Source organism: Klenkia soli (genome assembly GCF_900103975.1).
In the GTDB taxonomy this organism is placed as follows: domain Bacteria; phylum Actinomycetota; class Actinomycetes; order Mycobacteriales; family Geodermatophilaceae; genus Klenkia; species Klenkia soli.
In genome coordinates this window covers 61,698-85,386 of sequence record NZ_FNIR01000014.1, presented here as the reverse complement: position 1 = coordinate 85,386, position 23,689 = coordinate 61,698, and the positions used below count along the sequence as shown (strand labels likewise).

Genomic DNA, 23,689 nt, shown 5'->3' with positions numbered 1-23,689 from the left:
CATTCGGACGCCTGCGTGCTCTACTGCCGGGCATGACAGTCCGGCCCGGATCGCCCGCCTCCCTGGTGTCCCTGGTGCGCACCGGGGCCGCGGCCTCGCGGGCCGAGCTGGCCCGGTGCACCGGCGCGTCGCCCACGACGGTGGCGGCCCGGGTGGAGGAGCTGGTGCGCAGCGGTGTGCTGGTCGAGGAGGTCGGGCCGGCCACCGGCAGCGGCCGGCCACCGAGGCGCCTGGCCCTGCGGGCCGGTCTCGGCGTCGTCGGTGCGGTCGGTCTCGGGGAGCAGCACGCCGACTGCGCGGTGCTGGACGCCACCGGCGTCGTGCTGGCGGAGCGCCGGGTCCCGGTCCAGATCGGCGACGGGCCCGAGGCGGTGCTCGCCGTCGTCACCGGGGTGCTGACCGAGCTGCTCGACGGGCAGGGGGACGGCGCCGGGCCACTGCTGGGGCTGGGCCTCGGCGTCCCCGGGCCGGTGTCCCACCCGCAGGGCGCCGTCACCTCCCCGGCCCGCATGCCCGGCTGGAACGGTGCCGACGTCGCGGCGCTGGCCCGCCCGCACCTGCCCGCGGGCGCGGTCGTGGTGGTCGACAACGACGCCAACCTCATGGCCCTGGGCGAGCACGCGACCGACCCCACCGCGGCACACCTGGTGCTGGTCAAGGCCGGGTCGGGCATCGGCTGCGGGATGGTCGTCGACGGGGTGCTGCAGCGCGGGGCCCGCGGGTTCGCCGGCGACATCAGCCACGTCACCGTGCCCGACGCCGAGCCGGTGCCGTGCTCGTGCGGGCGCGTGGGCTGCCTGGACGCCGTCGCCAGCGGTGCGGCCCTGGCGCAGCGGTTGCGCGACGACGGGGTGCCGGTCGACGGCGTGGACGCGATGCTCGACCTGGCCCGCGACGCCCACCCGCAGACCACCGGTCTGCTGCGCGAGGCCGGGTACCGCACCGGCACCGTGCTGGCCACCATCGTCAACCTGGTCAACCCCGACCGGCTGGTGCTCGCCGGGTGGCTGAGCCAGGCCGAGGCGTTCGTGGCCGGTGTGCGCTCGGCGGTCTACGCGCAGAGCCCGCCGCTGGTCACCGACGGCCTGGAGGTCGTGGTGGGCCGCACCGGCCCCCGCGCCGGTCTGCTCGGCGCCGGTCGGTCCGCGCTGGACGCCGTCTTCGCGGACCTGCCGCGGCTGCTCGCCGCGGGCCGGTAGGCTCCCGGGCACGACGGACGAGTCGGCTGGGCGGTCGCGTCGGCGGGGGAGACCCCGCCGCCGAGGAACGTCCGGGCTCCACAGGGCAGGGTGGTCGCCAACAGCGACCCGGGGTGACCCGCGGGACAGTGCCACAGAGAACAGACCGCCAGCGGTGCCGTCTCGACGGTGCAGGCTGGTAAGGGTGAAACGGTGGTGCAAGAGACCACCAGCGTGCCGGGTGACCGGTGCGGCTCGGTAAACCCCACCCGGAGCAAGGTCAGGAAGGGCCCTCGGTTCGCCGAGGACCCGCGGAGGCGTTCGAGGGCTGCCCGCCCGAGTCTCCGGGTAGACCGCTCGAGCCTGCGAGCAATCGCAGGCCTAGATGGATGACCGCCCATCGGGACCGCCGCGAGGCACCCGGGGACAGAACCCGGCGTACAGGCCGACTCGTCCGTCGTCCCGATCTGACCTCGGCGATGCCCGGGAGGGTCCTGGGTGGACCTGGCCTCGCCCCTCCGCGGAGGACGGGGGCCAGGTCGACGTTCACCCGGTCAGGGCTACTGCAGCACCCAGTTCCCGCACCGGTTGCTCTTGAAGTCCTGTCCCTCGGACACGGTGATGGTGGGGAAGCCGCCGCCCGGGAGGTCGTTCTCGACGATGTCGTCCCCGTTGGTGCCGCTGACGAGGATGGCCCAGTAGCAGTCGGAGGACACGGCCGACTCGCTGCGGTAGGTCCCGGGCTGCATGTCGACGCCGACCACGTAGGTGCCAGGTCCGACCGTGTTGGCCGCGATGACGGCTTCGGTGGCAGACACGGCCGCCTCTCGCGCCGCTATGTCCGCCGCCTGCGCGTCCAGCTCCGTCGACCTCGCGGAGGCGCTGGCGATCGCCGCGCTGCTCTCGGCTCGTGCATCCTCGGCCTGCTCGCCGAGGCGTCGGACCTGTTCGTGCAAGGTCGCCACCTCTGCCTCGCTGTCCCCCAGATCGGACATCGCCTGTCGGTACTGATCGCTGGCGGTCGGGTCGACGGATGCGGCACCGATGGCTGCGGCCCCCAGCACGACGGCGATGAGTGCCGCGACGCCGGTCCACAGCTGCCATCGCTGGTACCAGGAGCGGCTCCTCGCTGGCGCGGCCAAGGGCTGCTGGCCTGTCGGCATGGGTGTCGCTTCGTGCATCGTGTTCTCCCCGTGAGCAGTTGACCGGGAAGGTATCGATACGGAGCGGTCTGCGTAGGGAGGCGGGAGGTCTCGGTTCGGTCTCAGAGCTCCGGCGGTGCGGTCAGCTGGTCGCGCACGCCGGAGGGCTCCCGGCCCAGCAGCTGGGCGAGCCGTGGGTCGGTGCCGGCGAAGAGGCCCTGCTCCGCGGCCTGGTACATGCCGAGGGTGAACCGCGCGACGTGGGCCGGACGCCCAGCGGCCTCCTGCCCGGCCAGCCACGCTTCCTCCCCGACGACGGAGATCCCCACCGGCCGGCCGGATACCTGCGCGGCTATCTCGGCGACCTCGGCGAAGGTCGGGGCGGCCGGCGCGGTCAGCGTGACCGGGCCGTCGTGTCCCCCGTCGGACAGCAGCACGGCGGCTGCGGCCTCGGCGGCGTCGTCCCGGGCGGTCCAGGAGACCGGTCCGTCCACGGGGACGGTGACCATGCCGGTCTCGCGCCACGGCCCGGCCAACCAGGCCAGGCTGTGCGCGTAGAACCCGTTGCGCAGCGAGGTCCAGGGCAGGCCGGACGCCGCCAGCAGCTCCTCGGTGGCCAGGTGCACCCGCGCCGGCGCGAACGGGGAGTCCGCCGCGGCGCCCTGGTGGCTGGTGTAGAGCACCCGGCCGACCCCGGATGCGACCGCGGCCTCGACGGCGGCCCGGTGCAGGGCCACGGCGTCGGCCCCCGGGTCGTTGGAGGACACCAGCAGCAGCTGGTCGGCGCCGGCGAACGCCTCGCGCATCGCCGCCGGGTCGTCGTAGCCGCCCCGGCGGACCGTCACCCCCTGGTCGGCGAAGCGCCGGGCCCGGGCGGGGTCGCGGACGACGACGGTCACGCCCTCGGCCGGGACGTGCTGCAGCAGGTGGTCGACGGTGGCGCCGTTGAGCGCGCCGGTGGCGCCGGTGACGGTGATCATGCTGGCCTCGTATCGCTGGTAGCCCGGTGGTGTTAACGACGCTAACAGCGAGACCGGATCCGCGCTATCGTCGGGGCATGGCTCCCAGCGCCCCACCACGGGACGTCGCCCGCTCCGCGCTCGTCGAGGCCGCCGCCCGGCTGCTGCGGGATGCCGGCGGCGACGCCGTCACCACCCGCGCGGTCGCCGAGGCCGCGGGCGTGCAGGCGCCGACCCTCTACCGCCTGTTCGGGGACAAGGACGGGCTGCTCGAGGCCGTCGTGGAGCACGAGCTGGCCGCCTTCGTGGCGGGCAAGGCGGCGCAGGTCAGGGCGGCCGCCGACGCCGACGACGACCCGGTGGCGGACCTGCGCGCCGGCTGGCACCGACAGGTCGAGTTCGGCCTGACCCACCCGGCGGTGTTCGCCCTGCTCAGCGACCCCGCCCGCGCCGGCCGCTCGGCCGCGGCCCGGTCGGGACGGGAGGTGCTGGCCGCCCGCGTGCACCGGGTCGCCCTCGCGGGCCGGCTGCGGGTGGGGGAGCGGCACGCCGCCGAGCTCGTGCACGCCGCCGGGACCGGCGCCGTCCTCGCCCTGCTGGCCGTCCCGCCCGCCGAGCGGGACGGCGAGCTGTCCGCCGCGATGCTGGACGCCGTCCTCCAGCAGGTGCTGGTCGACCCCGCGGAGCCCGCCACGACGGCCGGACTCCTCCCGGCCGTCGTGGCGCTGCGCGCCGGGGCCGCGGAGCTGACCGCGCTCACCTCGGCCGAGCAGCAGCTGCTGGCGGAGTGGCTGGACCGGGTGGTCGCCGGCGGGTAGCGGTCCGGTGCGCTGGGCAAGGACCCGGCATGGACCCGACCACGGAGCACTCCGCGCAGCACGGCATCGGCCGGGAGACGACCCCGGTCGTCGTCCAGGGTCCCGACGGCGACCTGGCCGGCGAGCAGGCCACCGGGCCGCTGCACGCGGTGCCCGCCGGGCTGGCCGACCTGGAGGCCGCCACCTCCCTGTGCAACCACGCGGTGCGGGTGATGGGTGGCGAGCCGTTCGACGGCGCGGACCCCGATGCCTGCCCGGTCTGCGTCGAGCGGGTCGATCAGGGGCGCGGCTCGCCGCGGTAGGTGCCGAAGGACCAGTGGTTGCCCTCGGGGTCCAGCAGCAGGCACTCCCGCGAGCCGTAGCCGGTGGCCTCCGGCTCGCGGCCGACCGTGGCCCCGGCGACGACGGCCCGGGTGAACAGCGCGTCGGGGTCGTCGCACACCACGTAGGCGCCGAAGGTGCCCGGGCGCAGCGGCCAGCGGTCGGCGTCGGACTGCCGTGCCGAGCCGAGCATCACGCCGCCGCCCAGCGGCCAGGCCAGCTGCGCGTGGTGGACGGTGTCGCCGTCGGCCATCACCGCCACCTCCTCGAACCCGAAGGCGTCGACGAGGAACCGGATGAGGGCGGGTGCGTCCGTGGCCCGGAGGGTGGGCCAGACCTGGGGTGCGGGAGCAGTCATGGGGTCATCCTGCGTCCGGCGGGGCGACGGTGTCTTGCACGGATCGGCCCTCCGCGGCCAGCCACCGACGCGGTGGGAGGCCGGCGAACCGGCTGAACTCGCGGGTCAGGTGCGGTTGGTCGGTGTAGCCGTGGTCGGCGGCCACGCTCGACGGCGTGGCGCCCGCGGCCAGTGCCCGCCGTGCCCGGTCGAACCTCGTGACCCGGCGCAGCTCCTGGGGCGACAACCCGGTCTCGGCGCGGCACCGCGTGTGCAGCCGTCGGGCGCTCCAGCCGACGTCGGCCGCCACCTCGGCCACCGGCACGCGGGTGCGGGTCAGCAGTGCCCAGGCCCGGCGCAGCTCGGGGACGACCGGCAGCTCGGGGCGGCCGGCCAGCTCCTCGGCGACCACCGCGAACCGCTCGGGCCACCCGACCGCGGTGCGCAGACGGTCCTGCAGGTCCTGCACCCACGGCCCGAGGACGTCGACGGCGTGCTCGTCCCGGTCGGCCAGCTCGCCGGCGGGCACACCGAGCAGTCCGCGGGCGGCGAGCGGGTGCACCGACAGCTGGACCCCGGACTGCCGGCCGCCGTGGGTGATCAGCGCCGGCCGGGTGTGCAGGCCGCCGAGCAGGGCCTCGTAGTGGTCGGGCCGCTGCGCCGGGTCGGGGTGCGCCGCGACCACCAGGGGGTCGTGCAGCGTGACGATGAAGGTGAGCCAGGGCGAGGGCAGCCCGTGGTGCACCTGCGGGGTGGTGCCGGCCTGGGCCCAGCCGCTCAGGCCCGCCAGGTGCCGGTGCGGTCGCGGCGCGACGAGGTGCTCGTCCACGACCTCGGCCACCGGTCCATCGTGGCCCGTCCGGGCCGGGACCGACAGGGGTGGGTCAGCGGCGGGGCAGGCCGGCCGAGCAGTCGGTGACGATGGCGGCGAAGGTGCGGGTGTCGACCTCGTCGTCCACCGTGACCCGGACGATGTCGGCCACCTGCTGCGGGGAGGTGGCCCGGGCGGCGGAGACGCGGGCGGCGGCGATGAGGTGCAGCTGGCGGACGCGGGCGGCCAGGCTGCGGTCAACCGGGGAGAGTTGGGTGCGAGGCATGGATCCACGGTAGGCAGGACGACGCCCCGGCCTCCCGCCTGCCGGACGGTCGATCCGGTGACACATGTGACGAAACCCGCAGGGGTGGCTCGGCACACCACCACGATCCCCGTGCCGCCTCCCACCCGGACGGGTGCCCCCGTGCGACCCTCCCCGCCGTGGGCGAGCCGGTGCTGCTGGGTGTGGTCGGGGCCGTCGTGGGCCTGCTCGCCGGGCGGGGGCTGAACGTGCTCGCGCACCGGGTCGTCGTCCGCCGGCCGGATGCCGCGAAGCTGCTGCCCGGGACCACGACCACCCGCCGCGTCGCCGTCCCGGGGCCGTGGGTGGAGCTCGGCACCGCGGCGCTGGCCGCCCTCGTGCTCGCCCGGTTCGGCCTCGTCCCCCTGCTGCCCGCCTGGCTCTGGCTCGCCGGGTGCGCCGTCGTGCTGGTGGTCATCGACCTGCAGCACCACCTGCTGCCCAACCGGGTCCTGCTGCCCACCGGGGTGGTCGGGCTGGTGGCGCTGGCCGTGGTCGCCGCGGCCACCGGTGACTGGTCCGCGCTGGTCAGGGGGGTGCTGGCCGCCCTGTCGCTGTCCGCCGGGCTCTTCGCGCTGGCCGCGGTCAACCCGTCGGGCCTCGGGCTCGGCGACGTCAAGCTGGGCCTCGTGCTCGGCCTCTACCTGGGCTGGCTGAGCTGGTCGGCGGTGCTCACCGGCGTGTTCCTGGGCTTCGTCGTCCAGGGGCTGGTGGCCATGGTGCTGCTGGCCGCACGCCGTGCCGGCCGGGACACCCAGCTGGCCTTCGGCCCGGCGCTGCTGGCCGGCGCCCTCGTGGTGGGGCTGCTCGCCGCCTGAAACCGCGGTCGCGGCCTGTTCACCCCTCCGGGGGAGACCCGGCCGACTGGGCTCATGACCGGTTGGGCGCAACCCGATGTCGCTCCTGCAGCCGCACCTGGGACCACCGTGGTCCCTCCGGGTGACGGTCACCTGAAGGAGCACGACATGACCCACCTGTTCCAGACCCTCTTCGCGCTGTCGGTCACGAGCGCGGACCGCGTCGGCGGCCAGCTGAAGTCCCTCAAGGCCCGCGAGACCGGTGCCAGCGCCGTCGAGTACGCCCTGCTGGTCGGTGCGATCGCCCTCGCCGTCGTCGCCGCCGTGGGCCTCTTCGGCCCGAAGCTCAACGCCCTGTTCACCAACATCAACGTCAACGGCACCAAGCCCTGACGTGACCCGCTGGGCCCGGCGGGCGGGAGACCCTCCCGCCCGCCGGCCCGATCAGCACACCCCCACCAGCAGCAGAGGAGATCGGCATGACCCGCACCCGCCGCACCGGCCGGTTCGGCCGACCACGCGGTGAGCGCGGCGCGTCCGCCGTCGAGTTCGCCCTCGTCGTCCCGCTGCTGCTCCTCTTCCTGTTCAGCATCGTCTCGGTCAGCCGCGCCTTCCAGGTGCAGGCGGCGCTGTCCGGCGCCGCCCGGGAGGCGGCCCGCGACTACGCCATCAACGACGACGTGGCCTCGGCCCGCACCAGGGCCGTGAACGCCGCCGGCACCTCGGCGGTCACCCTGTCGACGGCCAACATCTCGATCAGCCCCTCCTCGTGCGCGACCGCCGGTCCCGGCGCCGACGTCACGGTCACCATCACCTACACCTTCCAGCCGACCGGCAGCTACGCAGCCGGCCTGGCGTTCCCCATCACGGGCAAGGCCCTGTACCGGTGCGGGCGATGACCACCCGCCCGTGGCGCCGCCTGTGGGTGCGCGGACCTGCGGGGGAGCGCGGCGCGGTGGCCGTGGCCGTCGCCCTGCTCTTCCCGATCCTCTTCGGGGCCGCGGCGCTCGCGGTGGACACCGCCGCCGTCTGGAACGCCAGGACCCAGGTCTTCTCGTCGGTCGACGCCTTCGCGCTGGCCGCGGCCATGGACTGCGCCGAGCAGGACTGCCCGACCAAGACCGAGGGCGAGACGATGATCTCGCACTACGGGATCACCAACAACTCCGGCGCCAAGCTGGCCTCGCTGCAGCCGGGCACGGGCTGGTTGCAGACCGACACCGGGCAGCGGGCCACGCGCGGCCAGGGGACCTGGACCATCCGGCACTTCTTCGGAGCGGCGCTGGGCATCCCCGACGTGCAGCTCACCGTCGAGACCATGGCGCGCTGGGCGGGCCTGCAGACCGCCACGGCGGACCTCCCGGTCGCGGTGTCCTACTGCGCCTACCAGTCGGCCATCGGGAACGGCGGGGTCGGGTCGACGCGGGCGACCGCCACCGTGTCGCTCAGCACCGTGACCACCACCTCCTGCAACGCCCCGAACGGCACCGCCGTCCGCGGGACCAGCGCCCTCCTGCAGCCGACCGGTTCGCGCTGCGGCACGGCCTCGACGGCGGGGACCACGGTCACCACCGCCACCTCGGCGCCGGCCGTCTGCACGGCCGCCTACCTGAACGGCCTGATCGGGACCGACATCCTGCTCGCGGTCTACGACCAGAGCGGTTCCTCGTCGGTCCGCGTGTACGGCTACGCCGCCCTGCGGGTGACGTCGGTGAGCTCGGGCTCACCGGCCAGCGTGACCGGCTGGTTCACCTACGAGGGCCGGCAGATCGACACCCCCAGCACGATGCCCACCGCGCCGGACCTCGGCGCACGCGGCGTCTTCCTCTGGGACCCCGACGACTGGCAGGGCACCCGGTGCCCCTGCTGACCCCGCCCCCGATCACCCACCCCACCCATCGAAGGAGAAGGACTCCATGAACCGCCGTCTCGTGGCCGCCGTCGTGGCCGTGCTCGTCGCCGCCGCGGGTGCGTGGGTGATCCTCGGCTACGTCCGCGGCGCCGACGCCCGCGCCCAGTCCGCCGAGCAGCTCACCCCCGTCCTCGTCGTGGCCTCCGAGGTGCCGGCCGGCACCCCGGTCGCCGACCTGGGGACCGCGGTCTCCCTGCAGCAGGTGCCGGCCCGTCTGGTCACCTCGGGCACCCTGAGCGACCTGGCCAGCGTGACCGGTCTGGTCACCACCACCGACCTCCTGCCCGGCGACATGGTGCAGAGCGGCCGCTTCGGGGACCCGACCGCGGCCCGCGCCGACGGGTCGGTCCCCGCCCCGGCGGGCACCGAGGAGATCAGCGTGACCCTCGACCGCCAGCGCTCGGTCGGCGGAGCCCTCGCCCCCGGCGACCTGGTCGGGGTCTTCGGCACTGCCGACACGATCAACGACGGTCCCGAGGTCTCGTTCCAGCTCGACGGCGTCCTGGTGACCCGGGTTGCCAGCCCGAGCGACCCCGACGGCATCTACACGATCACCCTCGCCCTGAGCCCCGAGGCGTCCACCGTCGTCCAGGCGGCGCAGTCCAAGGGCACCGTCTACCTCTCGCTGCAGGCGGCGGGCACCGCTGCCGCGTCGCGCTACTCCAGCGACATCAGCGGGCTGGCCGGGGGCGACTCCTCGTCCGACTCCTCGTCCACCACCACCTCGTCCTCCGGAGGCAACTCGTGAGCACCGTCCTGACCGTCGGCGTCGGAGCCGAGCTCGTCGCACGCTTCGCGCTGGCCTGCGACGGCGACGTCGTCGCCCTCGGTGTGGAGGCGCTGGACGCGGACGGCGGCCTGTTCGCCCGCGTCGCCGAGGCCGGCTCGCCCGGCGTGACCGTCCTGGGGCCCGACGTCCCCGAGGAGCGCGCGCTGGCCCTGGCCACCCGCGCGGACGTGCTGGCCGCCCCGACGTGCATCGTCATGGCGACCAGCTCGACCGACCCGGACCTGTGGATGCGGGCCATGCACGCGGGCGTCCGCGACCTGCTGACCTCCGACGCGCACCAGGACCACGTGGACGGCGTCGTGGCCCGCGGGGCCGAGTGGGCCGAGGCCCGCCGCGAGGCCCTCCGGGAGACCACCGGCGACCGCGGCCACCGCGTCGTCGTGGTGGGCTCGGCCAAGGGCGGGGTCGGCAAGACCACCGTGTCCACCAACCTGGCCGTCGGGCTCGCCCGCTCGGGCACCGGGTCCACCGTGCTGGTCGACCTGGACGTGCAGTTCGGCGATGTCGCCAGCGCCCTGGCTCTGGTCCCCGAGTACACGCTCCCCGACACCGTGCACGGCGCGGCGTCGACCGACCCGCTGGTGCTCAAGAGCTTCCTCAGCCGGCACGAGAGCGGTCTCTACGTCGTCGCGGGCAGCGAGTCGCCGGCCGCCGGCGACGCCGTCACCGCGCAGCAGGTCGCCCGCCTGGTCGACACCCTGCGGCAGGAGTTCCGCTACGTCGTGGTGGACACCGCCCCCGGTCTGTCCGACCACACGCTGACCACCCTGGAGCGGGCCACCGACCTGGTGCTCATGAGCAGCATGGACGTCCCCGGCGTCCGCGGCATGCGCAAGGAGCTCGACGTCCTGACGGAGCTGAACCTGGTGCCGAAGGGGCGCCACCTCCTGCTCAACGGCTCGGACACCTCCGGCGGGCTCAGCCTGGCCGACGTCGAGTCCACCCTGGGCTTCCCCCTGGACGTCGTCCTGCCGCGCAGCTCGGCCGTCCCGCTGTCCACCAACACCGGGGTGCCGATGCTGCTGTCCGGCGGCGGCCGCGACCAGGTCGTGCGTGGGCTGCAGTCGCTGGTCGACCGCTTCCTGCCCGAGCCGGCCGCCGCTCCCCGCGGTGTCCTCGGCCGGCTCCGGAGCGGTGCCCGATGAGGCTCGGCGAGCGGCTGGCCACGGCCCGCGGCGACGAGGCCTTCGGCCCCGACCCGGTCCGGGCCGCCCGCACCGCACCCGCGGAGGAGCACGTCTCGCTCTCGGCCCGGGCCTCCCACGCGCCGGTCGAGGTCGACCCGCTGAGCCGGCACGCGCAGCCCGAGGCCCCGGTCATCCTGGGCGACGGTCTGGCGCAGCTGCGGGCCAGGGCCACCCAGGCCCTGTTCGACCGGCTCGGCAGCAAGCTGTCGAGCTCCGAGGTCCCCGAGGACCAGCTGCACCGGTTGGTCAACTCCGAGCTGCAGCGCGTGGTCGCCAACGACCCCACGCCGCTCTCGGACGCCGACCGCCGCCGGTTGATCACCGAGGTCACCGACGAGGTGCTGGGCTACGGGCCGCTGCAGCCGCACCTGGACAACCCCGACGTCAGCGAGATCATGGTCAACGGGCCGGAGTCGGTCTACGTCGAGCGCAACGGCCGGCTGGTGCGCACCGCCTCCACCTTCACCTCGGAGGAGCACCTGCGCCGCGTCATCGAGCGCATCGTCTCCCGGGTCGGCCGCCGCATCGACGAGTCCTCGCCGATGGTGGACGCCCGGCTCGCGGACGGCTCGCGCGTCAACGCGATCATCCCGCCGCTGGCCTTCGGCGGGTCGTCGCTGACCATCCGCAAGTTCGCCCGCACCCCGCTGGGCATCGGCGACCTCATCTCCTACGGGACGCTGAGCCCGGAGATGGCCGAGCTGCTGCGCGCCTGCGTGGAGGCACGGCTGAACATCATCGTCTCCGGGGGCACCGGCACCGGGAAGACCACGTTGCTCAACGTGCTGTCCTCCTTCATCCCGGAGTCCGAGCGGATCATCACCATCGAGGACGCCGTCGAGCTGCAGCTGCAGCAGGAGCACGTCGTCCGGTTGGAGTCCCGGCCCCGGAACATCGAGGGGCGGGGCGAGATCTCCATCCGCGAGCTGGTGCGCAACTCGCTCCGCATGCGCCCGGACCGCATCGTGGTCGGGGAGGTCCGCGGCGGCGAGAGCCTGGACATGCTGCAGGCGATGAACACCGGCCACGACGGCTCGCTGTCCACGGTGCACGCCAACACCCCGCGCGACGCCATCGCCCGGCTCGAGACCCTCGTGCTCATGGCCGGCATGGACCTGCCCCTGCGGGCCGTCCGCGAGCAGGTCACGTCGGCGGTCGACCTGGTGGTGCAGATCTCCCGGCTCCGGGACGGCACGCGCCGGATCACCCACGTCACCGAGGTGCAGGGCATGGAGGGCGACACCGTCACCCTCCAGGACGCGTTCCTCTTCGACCACTCCGCGGGGGCCGACCTCAACGGCCGGCTTCTCGGCAAGGCCGTGCCCACCGGGGTGCGCCCGCGCTTCGTCGACCGCTTCGCCGATCTCGGCGTCTCGGTCTCGTCGCGGGTGTTCGCCGCACCGCCGACCGCCCCCGGACGTCGTCCGCTCACGGCTGGGCGCGCCTGATGCCCGCCGCCGTCTGGGGAGCCGTCGCCGCGCTGGCCCTCGCCCTGGCCGTCGGCGTCGGCGTCCTGCTGACCCGCCCGCCCCGGGTGGACATCACCCGGCTGCAGGTCGGCGGGGAGGCCACGTCCACGCGCAAGCCGACGACGGCCGACGAGACCGTCGCCGTCGCCGAACGGCTGCTCCGCCGCCTCGACCCGCAGAGCCGGTTGGGCGCCGCGATCGAGCTGGCGGGCCTCGGCATCGCCGCGGCCGACCTGCTGGTCGTCGTGGCCGTCGGGTCGCTGACCGGGCTGCTGCTCGGTGGCGTGCTGGGCGGTCCGGCGCTGGCCGCCCTGCTCCTGGTCGGTGTGCCGATCGGTGCGTGGGGCTTCCTGTCCGTGCGGGCCGGCCGCCGGCGCAAGGCCTTCGCCGAGCAGCTGGACGACGCCCTCCAGCTCATGGCCAGCAGCCTGCGCGCGGGGCTGAGCCTGCTCCGCGCCATCGACGCGGTGTCCAAGGACACCCCGGCACCGATGTCCGAGGAGTTCTCCCGGGTGGTCAACGAGGTGCGGGTCGGCCGGGACGTGACCGAGGCGCTGGCCGAGGTCGCCGAGCGCACCGGCAGCGACGACTTCCGCTGGCTGGTGCAGGCCATCGGGGTGCACCGCGAGGTCGGCGGCAACCTCGCCGAGGTCCTCGACCGCGTGGGGGAGACCCTCCGCGACCGCGCCCAGCTGTTCCGCCAGGCGCGCGCGCTCTCCGCGGAGGGCCGCACCTCGGGCATCGTGCTGCTGGCCCTGCCGTTCGGCGTCGTGCTGCTCATGTCGCTCAGCGCGCCCGCCTACCTGACCCCCCTGTTCAGCACCGGGACCGGCTGGTTGCTCCTGCTCGTCGCCCTGGGGTTGATGGCCGTCGGCGCCTTCTGGCTCCGCTCGATCGTGAAGCTGAGGTTCTGATGTCCCCCCTGCTCCTCGGTGCCTCGTTCGCCGTCGCGCTGCCGTTCGCGGCGGCGGTGTACCTGCTCGCCGGGACCTCGCGTCGCCCGCTGGCGATCGCTCACCGCAACCTCACCCGCGGGTTGAGCACGAGCACCCCGACCGGTGGGTCCCTGGAGTCGCGGGGCAACGGCGCGACGGCGTTCCTCCGCACCATCACCCCGGAGCGGGAGGCCCGCCGGGCCCGCCGCCTCCTGCAGGCGGCCGGCTACCCGGCCGGCATGACGATGACCCGGGTGCTCGCGGCCAAGCCGCTCCTCGTGGTCGTCGTGGGGCTGCTCGCCCTCGCCGTGGTGGACGCCTACCCCGGCCCGCTGGTCGTGCTGCTGGGCCTGGCGGCCACCGTGGGCTCCTACTGGCTGCCCGACGCGATCCTCGACGGACGCGGCAAGGAGCGGCAGGCGAAGCTGACCCAGGAGCTGCCCGACGTCCTGGACGAGATGACCATCGCCGTCGAGGCCGGCCTCGGCTTCGAGGCCGCCCTCGCCTGGGTCGCCAACCACGGCACGGGGGTGCTGGCCGAGGAGTTCAGGCGCACCCTCGCCGACATCAACGTCGGTCGGCCGCGGCGGGCCGCCTACGAGGCCCTGGTCGCCCGCGCCAAGATCGACGACCTCCGTCGGTTCGTCGCGGCGGTCAACCAGGCCGACAGCTACGGCATCGCCATGGCGGACGTGCTGCGCGTGCAGGCGGCCGAGATGCGCATGAAGCGGCGGCAGCGGGCGGAGGAGCGGGCGATGAAGGTCCCCGTGAAGGTCTCCTTCCCGCTCATGGTCTGCATCCTGCCCGCGCTGCTGGTCGTCGTGCTGGGTCCGGCCTTCATGAACCTGGGCGACCTGATGGGCTGACTCCTAGGTTGGGGGCATGACCTCCACCCAGGACCCCAGCCCCGAGGCGCGCGACAACGTCACCGACCACAACGTCGAGACCCGCGCCGAGCTGCTGCCGGAGGAGGACGCCGCCGGCGGCAGCGCGGACCCCGAGGCCCAGGCCGCGGCCATCCTCGCCGAGTCCGAGGAGCGCACCCTGCACCCGGATGCCGACGAGGGCGGCCACCGCACCTCCGACCAGACCGTCTGAGCGGGTGCGGCACCAGCACGCCGTCCAGCTGCGGTGGTCCGACCCCGACGTCTACGGCCACGTCAACCACGCCCGGGCGCTGAGCCTGCTCGAGGACGCCCGGCTGACGATGGCGTCCGAGGCCGGGGACGGCGGGGCGGCCCCGCCGGTGATCCTGGCCCGGCTCGAGGTCGACTACCGGCGCCAGCTGTTCTACCGGCCCGGTGAGCAGGTGCGGGTCGAGAGCTGGGTGACCCGGCTGGGCCGCAGCTCGATCACCACCCGGCAGGACCTGCACCAGGACGGCGCCGTGGCCATCTCGGTCGTCGCGGTGCTCGTGGTTGTCGACGGCGACGCGTCGCGGCCGCTGACCGACGCCGAGCGGGCCTGGTGGACGACGTTCCTCGAGGAGCCGGCCGGGTAGGAGCCGCGCCATGCCGAAGACCACGAAGAGCGGGACGCCCATCGAGGACGAGCTGCCCAGCACGCTGCAGCGGTCCGACGAGAAGGCCAAGGACACCTTCGCCCAGGCCCACGACAGCGCGCTGGACACCTACGACGGCGACGAGCAGGCCGCGGCCCGGGTGGCCTGGTCGGCGGTCAAGCACACCCACGAGAAGGTCGGCGACCACTGGGAGCCCAAGGAGGAGAAGGGGCCCTCCGACGAGCAGTCGGCGCAAGGGGACCGGGACACCGACCTGGGCACCGCCGGCGGCGTCGACGCGAACGCCAGCAAGGCCCACCTCTACGAGCGCGCCCAGCAGCTCGACGTCGAGGGCCGCTCGACCATGACCAAGGACGAACTGGTCGAGGCCCTCGAGAAGGCCAACGACCGGGCGACGCGCGAGGCTAGATCGTGATCAGGGTGGTCTGCCGGCCGGCCAGGTAGGAGACGCCGTCGGCGGTCAGCGCGATGCCCTGCTCCAGCGCCATGCGCACCACCTGGCCGCCCCACTCGGCCACCGGCACCCGCACGCACAGCTCGAGGGCCCACACCGTGTCGGTGCGCACCACCGCGTCACCGGTGCCGGGGACGCCGTCCTGCGCGTCCCACATGCCGATCGCCGGGCCGGCCCCGTGCCCGTGGTTGCCGACGGGGTGGGAGTACACGTCGCCGTCGATGCCCTCGGCGGCCGCGCCGGCCCGGGCGGCGGCCAGCACCTCGTTCCCGGTGCGGCCGGGCACCATCGCCGCGGTCACCAGGTCCTGCATGCGGTTCCCGGTCGCCAGGGCCGCCACCAGCCCGGCCGGCGGAGCCGTCTCGCCCGGGCGCAGCACGTAGGCGTTGCGCTGGGTGTCGGTGGTCAGGCCGAGCGTGCGCAGCCCGACGTCGCAGTGCACCAGGTCGCCGGGCTCGACCACGGCGTCGTCGGGGACCCCGCCGAAGGGGGTGCCGGCGCGCTGCAGGCCGACGGTGGGCTGGAACCACGGGTCGACGCCGAGGTCGTGGAAACGCTGCCGGATCCACCACGCGACGTCGAGGGCCGTGGTGCTGCCCGGGGTGATCACGGCGGGGGAGTAGGCCTCGTCGACCACCCGGTGCACCAGGCCGTTCATCGCGTCCTGCGCCGCGATCTCCTCGGGCAGCCGGGTCTCCAGCCAGCGCACCGCGAGTTGCTCGGCGGGCACCACCCGGTCCGCCCAGGGGCCGAGCGCGGCCAGCAGGGCCCCGTGGTCGGTGTGCGCCAGCCCGTCGGCGTGGGCGAACGTCGCGGACACGTCGACGCCGATCCGCCGCGGCTGCGCGCGGTCGACGGCTCGCCGCACGGCGGCCCACTGCGCGGCCTCCTGCGCAGCGGCCGGGTCGTCGTCCTCGGGCTGCCAGGCCTGGGCGAAACGACCCACCGGGTACCGGGCTACGGCCTGGGGGAGGACGCCCTCGGCCGTGCGCTGCAGCAGCAGCACCGTGCGGCGCCGGGCCGACAGCCAGGTCGCCGGCAGCATCGTGGGCAGCACCGGGTCCTCGTGGTACTCCCGGCCGACGACCACCCAGAGGTCGATGCCGGCCTCGTCCATGAACCCCGGCAGCAGGTCGTCGATGCGACGGTCCAGCCAGTGGTCCCGCACGGCGGCCTGCTCGCGCAGCGGGAGGGGCACGGTGGTCGTCATGCCCCCGATCAGACCAGCCCGGGTCAGCCGGCGCCCGCGGGGGTGCCGCCCACGCGAGGTCGCGGGACGACGGGGACGGCGACCTCGACCCGGTCGCGGCCCCCCTCCTTGGCGGCGTACATGGCCAGGTCGGCCCGGTCGATCAGCCGCCAGACGGCGTCCTGCGGGTTCTCGCCGAGGACCGGGGACGTCAGGGCGACCCCGACCGAGGCGGTCACCGCGTGCCGCTGGTGGCCGGCCTGGTGCACGGCGGTGCGCAACCGCTCGCCGAGCTGCCGGGCGTCGTGGTGGTCGTCGACCAGGCCGAGCACGACCAGCTCCTCGCCGCCCGTGCGGGCCAGCACGTCGGTGGGGCGCACGGTGCGGGCCAACGACCCGGCGACCGCCAGCAGGACGGCGTCGCCGGCGGCGTGCCCGTGCTCGTCGTTGAGCTGCTTGAACCGGTCGAGGTCGAGCAGGAAGGCCGCCACGGACCCGCCCTCGCGCTGGGCCTGGCGCCACAGCCGCTCGGCGGCGGCCGTCATGGACCGGCGGTTGGCCAGGCCGGTGAGGGGGTCGGTGGACGACAGCCGCTCGGTGGCCGCCAGCAGCCGCTGCACCCGGCGACGCAGCACGTACACCCCGGCCGACGCGACGTCCAGGACGACGGACTGCACCACGACCTGGACGCCGAGGGCCGCGGGGTCCTCGAAGCTGCCCATGAGGGCGATCCAGCAGGCCACCGGCACCGCCAGCATGTGCAGGCCCAGCATCCAGCCGTCGAGGAACCACGCCGCGGTGAAGGCCGCGAACAGCATCATCAGCGGCGGCGAGTAGAGCATCGGGTCGGTGATCGACAGCGCGACCACCACGTAGACCAGGTCGCCGACGGCCACCAGGCCGGCGATGGCCGGCAGGCTGATCCGCCGGGTGACCAGCAGCAGCACGGCCAGCGCCACCAGCAGCAGCATGGTGCCGGCGTACACACCGCGCGGCGCGCCCGGGCGCAGGACCCCGTCGACCAGCAGGTTCAGCGAGCCCAGGCCGGCCCCGACGGTGATGAGCACGGCGAGCACCCGGGCGGCGACCACCCCGCCGACGACCTCGTCGGTGGCCGCCGGCGGACCCCCGGCAGCGTCGGTCGGGGCACTCCGGTCCGCGGGCACCCCGGAAGTGTGCCGCACGACGGACCATCCGTGGCCGGTCGCCGTCCCGCCGTGGTCGGTCGGCGGGCGACCGTCGGTCCGGGGTGCCAGGCTGTCGTGCGCACGCCTGCACGCCACGACGAGGAGGACGCCGACATGAGCCAGGGACCGTGGTTCTTCTGCCTCAAGCACCACACCGTGGAAGGACCCGACGGGTGTGCCGAGCGCCATCGCCTGGGCCCCTTCGCCACCCAGGAGGAGGCGGCCGCCGCGCTGGACAAGGTGGCCGAGCGCAACGAGCAGGCCGACGCCGCGGACCGGGCGTGGGAGCAGGGCGACCGCACGTGAGCGAGAGCGGTGCGCCGGCCGGGGGCCGGCCGGTGGGCGAGCTCGTGGTCGGGATCCTCGGCGGCACCGGGCCGCAGGGGCGCGGGCTGGCCGTCCGCTGGGCGGCGGCCGGGCAGCGGGTGCTGCTGGGTTCCCGGGACGCCGACCGGGCCGGTGAGGTCGCCGCCGCCGTGGCTGCCCGGGCGACCGCCGCGGCCGGCGGCGAGGAGGTCTCGGTGCAGGGCGGCTCGAACGCCGACGTCGCCGGTGCGGCCGACCTGGTCGTCGTCGCCGTCCCCTTCGCCGGGCACGCCGAGCTGCTGGCCGAGCTGGCACCGGCGCTGGCCGGCAAGGTCGTCGTCGACTGCGTCGTGCCGATGGGCTGGGACGAGCTGGGCGCGTACGTGCTGGACGTCGAGGAGGGCAGCGTCGCGCAGCAGGCCGCCGCGCTGCTCCCCGACAGCTGGGTGGTCGGCGCGTTCCACCACCTGTCCGCGGTGACCCTCGAGGACCTCTCGCAGCCCACGCTGGACGGCGACGTGCTGGTGGTGGGCGACGACCGGGCCGCGATGGACCTGGTGCAGGCGCTGGCCGGCCAGCTGCCGGGGCTGCGCGGGGTCTATGCCGGCCGGCTGCGCAACGCCCGCCAGGTCGAGGCGCTCACCATCAACCTGGTGTCGGTCAACCGCCGGTACAAGGCGCACGCCGGCGTGCGGGTGACCGGCGTCTGATGGCGCGGCTCACCGGGGACGACGTGCGTGCGGTGGCCTTCGGCCAGCCCGGCTGGGGGAAGCGGGGCTACGCCCCGGATGAGGTCGACGCGTTCCTCGACCGCGCGGCGGCGGCGCTGGACGCGCTGGCCGCGGGGCACCCGCCGGGGATGGACGCCGCAGACGTGCAGCAGGTGGTGTTCCGCAAGCCGCCCATCGGCAAGCGGGGCTACGCCGAGGCGGCGGTGGACGACTTCCTGGACCAGCTGGCCGCGTCGATGCCCGGGGCAGGGGGCACGACGGGCATCGAGCTGAACGGCGCTCCGCTGGACCGGTGACCGGCCGCCCGGGTGGGCGGCCGGTCACCGGGGTCAGAGCTTGATGCAGACGGCGAGGCCGCCGAGACCGATGCCGGCGGTGGTGCCGGTGGGGCAGGTCCCGCTCGCCGGCATGGCGATGGCGGCCACGGCCGCGGTGGGTGCGGCGACCCCGACGGTGCCCGTGACACCGACGCTGCCGGTGGGTGCGGCGACCCCGACGGTGCCGGTGACGCCGATCGTGCCGGTGGTGGCGGTGGGTGCTGCCGCGCCGACCCCGGCCGTCGCCCCGAGGCCGGCGGTGGAGCCGACCCCGGCGGTGACCCCGACGGTGCCCTGACCGGCCGTGGGTGCCGGCGAGGCCGTGGGGGCGGTGCCGGCGACGGCAGCGGTCCCGGCGACCGGTGCGACCGGTGCGGCGTTGCCCACGTCGGCGGTGGGGGCCGCCGCAGCGGTGGGGGCAGCAGCCGCGGTCGGGGCGGTCGCCGCGACCGCCGCCGTCTCGGCCGCGGGAGCGGTGCCGGGGTCGCCGGGGGCGGCGTTGGCCGCCACCCCGCCGATCACGGCGGCCAGGAAGACGACGCCCGAGGCGACGCCGATCACAGCAGTGCGGTCGAACTTCATGGTCGATCCTCTCCGGGGGTGGTTGCCACGGAGATCGGCAATACGGACGATCCAGTTCAGTTCAATTCGGCACTTTTCACCCGGACGGGTTCAGAAACTGTGCTCCGGGCCGGGGAACTGACCTCCGCGGACCTCGGCGGCGTACTCCTGGGCCGCCCGCAGCAGCTCACCCCGCAGGTCGGCGTACTTCTTGACGAACTTCGGCACCCGGCCGCCGTTGAGCCCGGCCATGTCCGGCCACACCAGCACCTGGGCGTCGCAGTCGACGCCGGCGCCGATGCCGATGGTGGGCACGGCGAGCTCGGCGGTGACCCGGGCGGCGACGTCGGCGGGGACCATCTCGAGGACGACGGCGAACGCGCCCGCGTCGGCCACGGCGCGGGCATCGGCCAGCACCTGGTCACCGCCCTCGCCCCGCCCCTGCACCCGGAACCCGCCCAGCGCGTGCTCGGACTGCGGGGTGAAGCCGACGTGGCCCATCACCGGGATGCCGTTCTCGGCCAGCAGCCGCACCTGCGGCGCGACCCGGGCGCCGCCCTCGAGCTTCACCGCCTGCGCGCCGCCCTCCTTCATCATCCGCACCGCCGTGGCGAAGGCCTGCTCGGGCGAGGCCTCGTACGAGCCGAAGGGCAGGTCGGCCACGATCAGCGCCCGCGACGTCGACCGGGTGACCGCCTTGGTGAACAGCAGCAGGTCCTCGACCGTCACCGGCACCGTCGACGAGTGGCCCAGCACCACGTTGCCGGCGGAGTCGCCGACGAGCAGCACCGGGATGCCGGCCTCCTCGAACACCCGCGCCGCGTAGGTGTCGTAGGCGGTGAGCATGGCCCACTTGTCGCCGGCGGCCTTGGCCTGCTGCAGGTGGTGAATGCGCACCCGGGCGGTGGGCGAGCCACCGCCGTAGAGCACGGATTCGGGGGAGGACGACGACGGCGTGGTCACGGCGTCCATCCTGCCCTGCGGGCCCGGCGGGTGACACCTGACAGATGCGGACCCGGACGTCGTCGTTCCTGGACGGCGCGACACGGTTCCCGCACGCCCCGGGCACTGGTTGGATCCGCTCCACCAGTCCTGCTCCCGAGCCCGAGGTCCCCATGTCCGTGGTCCGCCGCCGCTGCGCCCCGTTCCTCCTGCTGGTCGTGCTGCTGGCCGGGTGCCAGAACGGCGTCGACGGCGACCCGGCACCGGACGCCGCGGCGACCTCGGCGGCGCCGACCACCCCGCCGGTCCCGGCCGCGGTGGTCACCGCCGACCCGCCGCTGGGTTCGGTGGACGTCGACCCGGTGGCCCCGCTGGAGGTGCTCGCCGACCACGGCTCCCTGGGCGTCGTCCGGGTCACCGCCGCCGACGGCACGGCCCTGCCCGGCGGGCTGGACGCGACCGGCACGACCTGGACGGCGTCCGCGGACCTGGACTTCGGCACCACCTACACGGTGACGGCCACGGCCGCCGACGCCGCGGGGCGGACGTCCACCACCACGGGCACGGTGGCCACGGTCACCCCGCGCACCTTCACCATGCCCACGGTCTTCCCGAACGCCGACACCCCGGTCGTCGGCGTGGGCCAGCCGATCTCGATCACCTTCGACGAGGACATCACCGACCGCGCCGCGGTCGAGAGCCACCTGTCGGTGGTGACGACGCCGCACGTGGACGGCTCGTGGTCGTGGCTGTCCGACCGCACCGTGCACTACCGCCCGGCGGACTTCTGGCCGGCGCACACCCACGTCGCCGTGGATGTGGACACCTACGGCGTCGACGTCGGCGACGGCATCAGCGGGCAGGCCGGCAAGCACGTCGAGTTCGACATCGGCCCGAAGAAGGTGGGCGTGGTGGACGCCACCGAGCTGGTGCTGCGGCTCTACGTCGACGACCAGCTGGTGCAGACGATGCCGACCTCGCTGGGCAAGGACTCCACCCCCACGCCCTCGGGCACCTACGTGGTGATGCAGCAGTCCCGGCGCTACACGATGGACTCCTCGACCTACGGTGTCCCGATCGACGCCCCGGGCGGCTACCGCTCCGAGGTCGAGTACGCCTCCCGGCTGTCGAACTCGGGGATCTTCGTGCACGCGGCGCCCTGGTCGGTCGGCCAGCAGGGGTATCGCAACGTCTCCCACGGCTGCCTGAACGTCTCGACGGCGAACGCGGGCTGGTTCTACGAGAACTTCGGCCGCGGCGACGTCGTCGAGGTGAGCAACGCCGGGGCGACGCTGGCCGAGACCGACGGCTTCGGCGACTGGAACGTCAGCTGGGACCAGTGGGTGGCCGGCTCGGCGCTGCACCCCGGCGCGTAGCCGCCGACCCGCTCGGGCAGGCTCTGGGCGGGTCGTAACGAACCGGACACGCGTGGAGGACAGGATGCCGAGCATGGACCGCCAGCAGGAGTTCGTCCTGCGCACCCTGGAAGAGCGCGACATCCGGTTCGTCCGGCTCTGGTTCACCGACGTCTCGGGCTACCTCAAGGCCGTCGCGGTGGCCCCGGCCGAGATCGAGGCGGCGTTCGCCGAGGGCATCGGGTTCGACGGCTCGGCGATCGAGGGCTTCGCCCGGGTCTACGAGTCCGACATGCTCGCCAAGCCCGACCCGGGCACCTTCCAGGTGATGCCGTCGGCCAAGGGCGGCACCAGCGAGACCGCCCGCATGTTCTGCGACATCACGCTGCCCGACGGCTCGCCGGCGTGGGCCGACCCGCGGCACGTGCTGCGCCGGGCGCTGGGCAAGGCCGCCGACATGGGGTTCACCTTCTACACCCACCCCGAGATCGAGTTCTTCCTGCTCAAGGACCTCCCCGACGACGGCACGCCGCCCACCCCGGCCGACACCGGCGGCTACTTCGACCTCTCCACGCACAACGTGGCCCACGACTTCCGCCGCGAGGCCGTCTTCGCGCTCGAGGCCATGGGCATCTCGGTCGAGTTCAGCCACCACGAGGTCGCGCCCGGCCAGCAGGAGATCGACCTCCGCTACGCCGACGCGCTGAGCATGGCCGACAACATCATGACGCTGCGGCACGTGGTCCGGGAGGTCGCGCTGGCCCAGGGCGTGCACGCCACCTTCATGCCCAAGCCGTTCACCGACCTGGCCGGCTCGGCGATGCACACCCACCTGTCGCTGTTCGAGGGCGACCGCAACGCCTTCCACGACGCCAACGACCCGATGCGGCTGTCGACCACCGGCAAGCAGTTCATCGCCGGGCTGCTCACCCACGCCCGCGAGGTCACCGCCGTCACCAACCAGACGGTGAACTCCTACCGCCGCCTGCTCGCCGGCACCGAGGCGCCGACCGCGGCGACCTGGGGCAAGGCCAACCGCTCGGCGCTGGTGCGGCTGCCCTCCTACAAGCCGTCGAAGGCCAACTCGGCCCGGGTCGAGGTCCGGTCGCCCGACAGCGCGTGCAACCCCTACCTGACCTTCGCGGTGCTGCTGGCCGCCGGGCTCAAGGGCATCGAGGAGGGCTACGAGCTCCCGCCCGAGGCCGAGGACGACGTCTGGTCGCTCACCGACACCGAGCGCCGCGCCGCCGGCTACGTCGACCTGCCGGTCAGCCTGGGCGAGGCGCTGACCGCGATGGAGGGCAGCGAGCTGGTCGCCGAGACCCTGGGCGAGCACGTGTTCGAGTTCTTCCTGCGCAACAAGTGGGAGGAGTTCAACTCCTACCGGCAGAACGTGACCCCCTTCGAGCTCAGGCGCTACCTCCCCGGCCTCTAACCTTGCGGCCATGCGCCTGCTCGTCGTCGTCCCGTCCGACACCGACCCGCCGGCGCGGCTGGGGGAGTGGCTGACGGCGGCCGGGCTGGAGCTCGACGAGCGGCACCTCGACGCCGGCGACCCGGTGCCGGCCGACCTGTCCGCGCACGACGGGCTGCTGGTGCTGGGTGGTCCGCAGTCCTCGCTGGACGACACCGCCGCCGAGCTCGGGCCGGTGCGCGAGCTGCTCGCCCGGGCCACCGCCGACGACGTGCCCACGCTGGCGATCTGCCTGGGCGCCCAGCTGCTGGCCCAGGCCGCCGGCGGGTCCACCCGGGTCCGCCCGGACGGCCCCGAGGTGGGCGCCACCCTGGTCGCCCGCCGCGACGCCGCCGAGACCGACCCGGTCTTCACCGGCCTGCCGCTCTCCCCGGACGTCATCGCCTGGCACCACGACGAGGTCGAGCGGCTGCCGCAGGGCGCGGTCGTGCTGGCGGCGAACCCGGTCTGCGACGTCCAGGCCTTCCGGCTGGGCTCGGCGGTCTACGGCCTGCAGTTCCACGTCGAGACCACCCCGGCGATGACCGCGTCCTGGGCCGAGCACGACCCGGTCGGGGTGGCCGCCACCGGCCTCGACGCCGCAGAGGTCAGCGCCCAGGCCGAGGCCGTCCACCCGGACCTCGAGCAGGTGTGGTCGCCGTTCGCCGGCCGGTTCGCCGAGCTGGTCCGCTCGCGCGCGGCCACCCGCTGA

The 23,689-nt window shown here is 74.7% G+C and carries 30 protein-coding genes and 1 other RNA gene; 22 read left to right on the top strand and 9 right to left on the bottom strand.

Annotation, left to right across the window (positions count from 1 at the left end; translation table 11 throughout):
* Window positions 1-32: 32 nt before the first annotated feature.
* The gene (locus BLS67_RS19960; protein ID WP_091248884.1) at window positions 33-1,199 is read left to right on the top strand and encodes an ROK family transcriptional regulator; all 1,167 of its coding nucleotides are present in this window, start codon (window positions 33-35) and stop codon (window positions 1,197-1,199) included.
* Between the two features lie 18 nt (window positions 1,200-1,217).
* An RNA gene (gene rnpB / locus BLS67_RS19955) (RNase P RNA component class A) lies at window positions 1,218-1,635 on the top strand.
* Between the two features lie 103 nt (window positions 1,636-1,738).
* On the opposite strand, the gene BLS67_RS19950 is transcribed toward rnpB, so the two are convergent.
* Window positions 1,739-2,359, bottom strand: a complete 621-nt coding sequence (locus BLS67_RS19950; protein ID WP_091248881.1) for an Rv1352/Rv1906c domain-containing protein — start codon at window positions 2,357-2,359, stop codon at window positions 1,739-1,741.
* 83 nt (window positions 2,360-2,442) lie between these two features.
* The gene (locus tag BLS67_RS19945) at window positions 2,443-3,300 is read right to left on the bottom strand and encodes an NAD(P)H-binding protein (RefSeq protein ID WP_091248878.1); all 858 of its coding nucleotides are present in this window, start codon (window positions 3,298-3,300) and stop codon (window positions 2,443-2,445) included.
* Window positions 3,301-3,377: 77 nt separating this feature from the next.
* Here BLS67_RS19945 and BLS67_RS19940 point away from each other — a divergent pair, with 77 nt between their 5' ends.
* Entirely contained in the window at window positions 3,378-4,097 is a 720-nt protein-coding gene (locus tag BLS67_RS19940; RefSeq protein ID WP_091248876.1) for a TetR/AcrR family transcriptional regulator, read from the top strand.
* 29 nt (window positions 4,098-4,126) lie between these two features.
* A complete protein-coding gene (locus BLS67_RS19935) occupies window positions 4,127-4,399 on the top strand; it encodes a hypothetical protein (protein ID WP_091248873.1) in 273 nt (90 codons plus the stop codon).
* On the opposite strand, the gene BLS67_RS19930 is transcribed toward BLS67_RS19935, so the two are convergent.
* From BLS67_RS19930 to BLS67_RS19920, 3 genes are read right to left on the bottom strand one after another with little or no spacing between them, the layout of a single operon-like run.
* Complete coding sequence (locus tag BLS67_RS19930; RefSeq protein WP_091248870.1) at window positions 4,375-4,776, bottom strand: VOC family protein; 402 nt, start codon at window positions 4,774-4,776, stop codon at window positions 4,375-4,377. The two genes, BLS67_RS19935 and BLS67_RS19930, sit on opposite strands and share 25 nt — an antisense overlap.
* 4 nt (window positions 4,777-4,780) lie before the next feature.
* Window positions 4,781-5,596 (bottom strand): helix-turn-helix domain-containing protein, encoded by an 816-nt coding sequence (locus BLS67_RS19925; RefSeq protein WP_091248866.1) that lies wholly within the window; start codon window positions 5,594-5,596, stop codon window positions 4,781-4,783.
* A gap of 43 nt (window positions 5,597-5,639) precedes the next feature.
* Window positions 5,640-5,852 (bottom strand): hypothetical protein, encoded by a 213-nt coding sequence (locus BLS67_RS19920; protein ID WP_091248862.1) that lies wholly within the window; start codon window positions 5,850-5,852, stop codon window positions 5,640-5,642.
* Between the two features lie 158 nt (window positions 5,853-6,010).
* On the opposite strand from BLS67_RS19920, the gene BLS67_RS19915 reads away from it, so the two are divergent.
* The 12 genes from BLS67_RS19915 (at window position 6,011) to BLS67_RS19860 (ending at window position 14,897) form a co-directional block, all read left to right on the top strand.
* Window positions 6,011-6,688, top strand: a complete 678-nt coding sequence (locus BLS67_RS19915; protein ID WP_242654221.1) for a prepilin peptidase — start codon at window positions 6,011-6,013, stop codon at window positions 6,686-6,688.
* Between the two features lie 147 nt (window positions 6,689-6,835).
* Complete coding sequence (locus BLS67_RS19910; protein ID WP_091248860.1) at window positions 6,836-7,060, top strand: Flp family type IVb pilin; 225 nt, start codon at window positions 6,836-6,838, stop codon at window positions 7,058-7,060.
* 86 nt (window positions 7,061-7,146) lie between these two features.
* On the top strand, window positions 7,147-7,566 hold the full coding sequence (locus tag BLS67_RS19905; RefSeq protein WP_091248856.1) for a TadE/TadG family type IV pilus assembly protein: 420 nt from the start codon (window positions 7,147-7,149) through the stop codon (window positions 7,564-7,566).
* Window positions 7,563-8,537 carry a hypothetical protein gene (locus BLS67_RS19900; RefSeq protein WP_131801800.1) on the top strand — a complete coding sequence of 325 codons (975 nt, stop codon included), beginning with the start codon at window positions 7,563-7,565 and terminating at the stop codon, window positions 8,535-8,537. The genes BLS67_RS19905 and BLS67_RS19900 overlap by 4 nt, the downstream gene beginning before the upstream one ends.
* Before the next feature lie 46 nt (window positions 8,538-8,583).
* Window positions 8,584-9,327 carry a Flp pilus assembly protein CpaB gene (gene cpaB, locus BLS67_RS19895; protein ID WP_091248849.1) on the top strand — a complete coding sequence of 248 codons (744 nt, stop codon included), beginning with the start codon at window positions 8,584-8,586 and terminating at the stop codon, window positions 9,325-9,327.
* Window positions 9,324-10,514 (top strand): CpaE/TadZ family protein, encoded by a 1,191-nt coding sequence (locus BLS67_RS19890; RefSeq protein ID WP_091248845.1) that lies wholly within the window; start codon window positions 9,324-9,326, stop codon window positions 10,512-10,514. The genes cpaB and BLS67_RS19890 overlap by 4 nt, the downstream gene beginning before the upstream one ends.
* Window positions 10,511-12,004 (top strand): TadA family conjugal transfer-associated ATPase, encoded by a 1,494-nt coding sequence (locus BLS67_RS19885; protein WP_091248841.1) that lies wholly within the window; start codon window positions 10,511-10,513, stop codon window positions 12,002-12,004. The genes BLS67_RS19890 and BLS67_RS19885 overlap by 4 nt, the downstream gene beginning before the upstream one ends.
* Window positions 12,004-12,939 (top strand): type II secretion system F family protein, encoded by a 936-nt coding sequence (locus BLS67_RS19880; RefSeq protein WP_091248838.1) that lies wholly within the window; start codon window positions 12,004-12,006, stop codon window positions 12,937-12,939. Before BLS67_RS19885 ends, BLS67_RS19880 begins: the two co-directional genes overlap by 1 nt.
* Window positions 12,939-13,826, top strand: coding sequence for a type II secretion system F family protein (locus BLS67_RS19875; protein ID WP_091248834.1), 888 nt, complete (start codon window positions 12,939-12,941; stop codon window positions 13,824-13,826). Before BLS67_RS19880 ends, BLS67_RS19875 begins: the two co-directional genes overlap by 1 nt.
* A 16-nt stretch (window positions 13,827-13,842) precedes the next feature.
* Entirely contained in the window at window positions 13,843-14,058 is a 216-nt protein-coding gene (locus BLS67_RS19870; protein WP_091248831.1) for a hypothetical protein, read from the top strand.
* A gap of 4 nt (window positions 14,059-14,062) precedes the next feature.
* Window positions 14,063-14,461, top strand: coding sequence for an acyl-CoA thioesterase (locus BLS67_RS19865; protein WP_242654220.1), 399 nt, complete (start codon window positions 14,063-14,065; stop codon window positions 14,459-14,461).
* Window positions 14,462-14,471: 10 nt separating this feature from the next.
* Window positions 14,472-14,897 carry a ChaB family protein gene (locus BLS67_RS19860; protein ID WP_091248823.1) on the top strand — a complete coding sequence of 142 codons (426 nt, stop codon included), beginning with the start codon at window positions 14,472-14,474 and terminating at the stop codon, window positions 14,895-14,897.
* Here BLS67_RS19860 and BLS67_RS19855 read toward each other — a convergent pair.
* On the bottom strand, window positions 14,887-16,146 hold the full coding sequence (locus BLS67_RS19855) for a M24 family metallopeptidase (protein WP_091248819.1): 1,260 nt from the start codon (window positions 16,144-16,146) through the stop codon (window positions 14,887-14,889). The genes BLS67_RS19860 and BLS67_RS19855 overlap by 11 nt on opposite strands.
* 23 nt (window positions 16,147-16,169) lie before the next feature.
* The gene (locus BLS67_RS19850; protein WP_242654219.1) at window positions 16,170-17,291 is read right to left on the bottom strand and encodes a GGDEF domain-containing protein; all 1,122 of its coding nucleotides are present in this window, start codon (window positions 17,289-17,291) and stop codon (window positions 16,170-16,172) included.
* A gap of 135 nt (window positions 17,292-17,426) precedes the next feature.
* Here BLS67_RS19850 and BLS67_RS19845 point away from each other — a divergent pair, with 135 nt between their 5' ends.
* Genes BLS67_RS19845 through BLS67_RS24825 form a run of 3 tightly spaced genes read left to right on the top strand, consistent with a single transcriptional unit; the run spans window position 17,427 to window position 18,645 of the window.
* Window positions 17,427-17,618, top strand: a complete 192-nt coding sequence (locus BLS67_RS19845; RefSeq protein ID WP_091249055.1) for a hypothetical protein — start codon at window positions 17,427-17,429, stop codon at window positions 17,616-17,618.
* On the top strand, window positions 17,615-18,328 hold the full coding sequence (npdG, locus tag BLS67_RS19840) for an NADPH-dependent F420 reductase (protein ID WP_242654218.1): 714 nt from the start codon (window positions 17,615-17,617) through the stop codon (window positions 18,326-18,328). Before BLS67_RS19845 ends, npdG begins: the two co-directional genes overlap by 4 nt.
* Window positions 18,328-18,645 carry a DivIVA domain-containing protein gene (locus tag BLS67_RS24825; protein WP_091248814.1) on the top strand — a complete coding sequence of 106 codons (318 nt, stop codon included), beginning with the start codon at window positions 18,328-18,330 and terminating at the stop codon, window positions 18,643-18,645. Before npdG ends, BLS67_RS24825 begins: the two co-directional genes overlap by 1 nt.
* Window positions 18,646-18,678: 33 nt before the next feature.
* On the opposite strand, the gene BLS67_RS19830 is transcribed toward BLS67_RS24825, so the two are convergent.
* Both BLS67_RS19830 and panB read right to left on the bottom strand, forming a co-directional pair.
* A complete protein-coding gene (locus BLS67_RS19830) occupies window positions 18,679-19,248 on the bottom strand; it encodes a hypothetical protein (protein WP_091248812.1) in 570 nt (189 codons plus the stop codon).
* Window positions 19,249-19,338: 90 nt separating this feature from the next.
* Window positions 19,339-20,190, bottom strand: a complete 852-nt coding sequence (panB, locus tag BLS67_RS19825) for a 3-methyl-2-oxobutanoate hydroxymethyltransferase (protein ID WP_242654217.1) — start codon at window positions 20,188-20,190, stop codon at window positions 19,339-19,341.
* Between the two features lie 152 nt (window positions 20,191-20,342).
* On the opposite strand from panB, the gene BLS67_RS19820 reads away from it, so the two are divergent.
* The 3 genes from BLS67_RS19820 to BLS67_RS19810 all read left to right on the top strand — a co-directional run bounded on the left by BLS67_RS19820 (window position 20,343) and on the right by BLS67_RS19810 (window position 23,689).
* Window positions 20,343-21,545, top strand: a complete 1,203-nt coding sequence (locus tag BLS67_RS19820) for a L,D-transpeptidase (protein WP_091248808.1) — start codon at window positions 20,343-20,345, stop codon at window positions 21,543-21,545.
* 73 nt (window positions 21,546-21,618) lie between these two features.
* Complete coding sequence (locus BLS67_RS19815) at window positions 21,619-22,959, top strand: glutamine synthetase family protein (protein WP_091248806.1); 1,341 nt, start codon at window positions 21,619-21,621, stop codon at window positions 22,957-22,959.
* Between the two features lie 10 nt (window positions 22,960-22,969).
* Entirely contained in the window at window positions 22,970-23,689 is a 720-nt protein-coding gene (locus BLS67_RS19810) for a type 1 glutamine amidotransferase (RefSeq protein WP_091248804.1), read from the top strand.

What these genes read in the sequence shown, in the direction of transcription:
- BLS67_RS19830 (WP_091248812.1), bottom strand. Translation starts at nt 19,248, where the DNA reads ATGAAGTTCGACCGCACTGCTGTGATCGGCGTCGCCTCGGGCGTCGTC.
- BLS67_RS19935 (WP_091248873.1), top strand. Translation starts at nt 4,127, where the DNA reads ATGGACCCGACCACGGAGCACTCCGCGCAGCACGGCATCGGCCGGGAG.
- BLS67_RS19910 (WP_091248860.1), top strand. Translation starts at nt 6,836, where the DNA reads ATGACCCACCTGTTCCAGACCCTCTTCGCGCTGTCGGTCACGAGCGCG.
- BLS67_RS19885 (WP_091248841.1), top strand. Translation starts at nt 10,511, where the DNA reads ATGAGGCTCGGCGAGCGGCTGGCCACGGCCCGCGGCGACGAGGCCTTC.
- BLS67_RS19820 (WP_091248808.1), top strand. Translation starts at nt 20,343, where the DNA reads ATGTCCGTGGTCCGCCGCCGCTGCGCCCCGTTCCTCCTGCTGGTCGTG.
- BLS67_RS19810 (WP_091248804.1), top strand. Translation starts at nt 22,970, where the DNA reads ATGCGCCTGCTCGTCGTCGTCCCGTCCGACACCGACCCGCCGGCGCGG.
- BLS67_RS19920 (WP_091248862.1), bottom strand. Translation starts at nt 5,852, where the DNA reads ATGCCTCGCACCCAACTCTCCCCGGTTGACCGCAGCCTGGCCGCCCGC.
- BLS67_RS19855 (WP_091248819.1), bottom strand. Translation starts at nt 16,146, where the DNA reads ATGACGACCACCGTGCCCCTCCCGCTGCGCGAGCAGGCCGCCGTGCGG.
- BLS67_RS19945 (WP_091248878.1), bottom strand. Translation starts at nt 3,300, where the DNA reads ATGATCACCGTCACCGGCGCCACCGGCGCGCTCAACGGCGCCACCGTC.
- BLS67_RS19845 (WP_091249055.1), top strand. Translation starts at nt 17,427, where the DNA reads ATGAGCCAGGGACCGTGGTTCTTCTGCCTCAAGCACCACACCGTGGAA.
- BLS67_RS19930 (WP_091248870.1), bottom strand. Translation starts at nt 4,776, where the DNA reads ATGACTGCTCCCGCACCCCAGGTCTGGCCCACCCTCCGGGCCACGGAC.
- BLS67_RS19950 (WP_091248881.1), bottom strand. Translation starts at nt 2,359, where the DNA reads ATGCACGAAGCGACACCCATGCCGACAGGCCAGCAGCCCTTGGCCGCG.
- BLS67_RS19905 (WP_091248856.1), top strand. Translation starts at nt 7,147, where the DNA reads ATGACCCGCACCCGCCGCACCGGCCGGTTCGGCCGACCACGCGGTGAG.
- BLS67_RS19860 (WP_091248823.1), top strand. Translation starts at nt 14,472, where the DNA reads ATGCCGAAGACCACGAAGAGCGGGACGCCCATCGAGGACGAGCTGCCC.
- BLS67_RS19940 (WP_091248876.1), top strand. Translation starts at nt 3,378, where the DNA reads ATGGCTCCCAGCGCCCCACCACGGGACGTCGCCCGCTCCGCGCTCGTC.
- BLS67_RS19900 (WP_131801800.1), top strand. Translation starts at nt 7,563, where the DNA reads ATGACCACCCGCCCGTGGCGCCGCCTGTGGGTGCGCGGACCTGCGGGG.
- BLS67_RS19815 (WP_091248806.1), top strand. Translation starts at nt 21,619, where the DNA reads ATGGACCGCCAGCAGGAGTTCGTCCTGCGCACCCTGGAAGAGCGCGAC.
- BLS67_RS19960 (WP_091248884.1), top strand. Translation starts at nt 33, where the DNA reads ATGACAGTCCGGCCCGGATCGCCCGCCTCCCTGGTGTCCCTGGTGCGC.
- cpaB (WP_091248849.1), top strand. Translation starts at nt 8,584, where the DNA reads ATGAACCGCCGTCTCGTGGCCGCCGTCGTGGCCGTGCTCGTCGCCGCC.
- BLS67_RS19875 (WP_091248834.1), top strand. Translation starts at nt 12,939, where the DNA reads ATGTCCCCCCTGCTCCTCGGTGCCTCGTTCGCCGTCGCGCTGCCGTTC.
- BLS67_RS19880 (WP_091248838.1), top strand. Translation starts at nt 12,004, where the DNA reads ATGCCCGCCGCCGTCTGGGGAGCCGTCGCCGCGCTGGCCCTCGCCCTG.
- BLS67_RS24825 (WP_091248814.1), top strand. Translation starts at nt 18,328, where the DNA reads ATGGCGCGGCTCACCGGGGACGACGTGCGTGCGGTGGCCTTCGGCCAG.
- BLS67_RS19870 (WP_091248831.1), top strand. Translation starts at nt 13,843, where the DNA reads ATGACCTCCACCCAGGACCCCAGCCCCGAGGCGCGCGACAACGTCACC.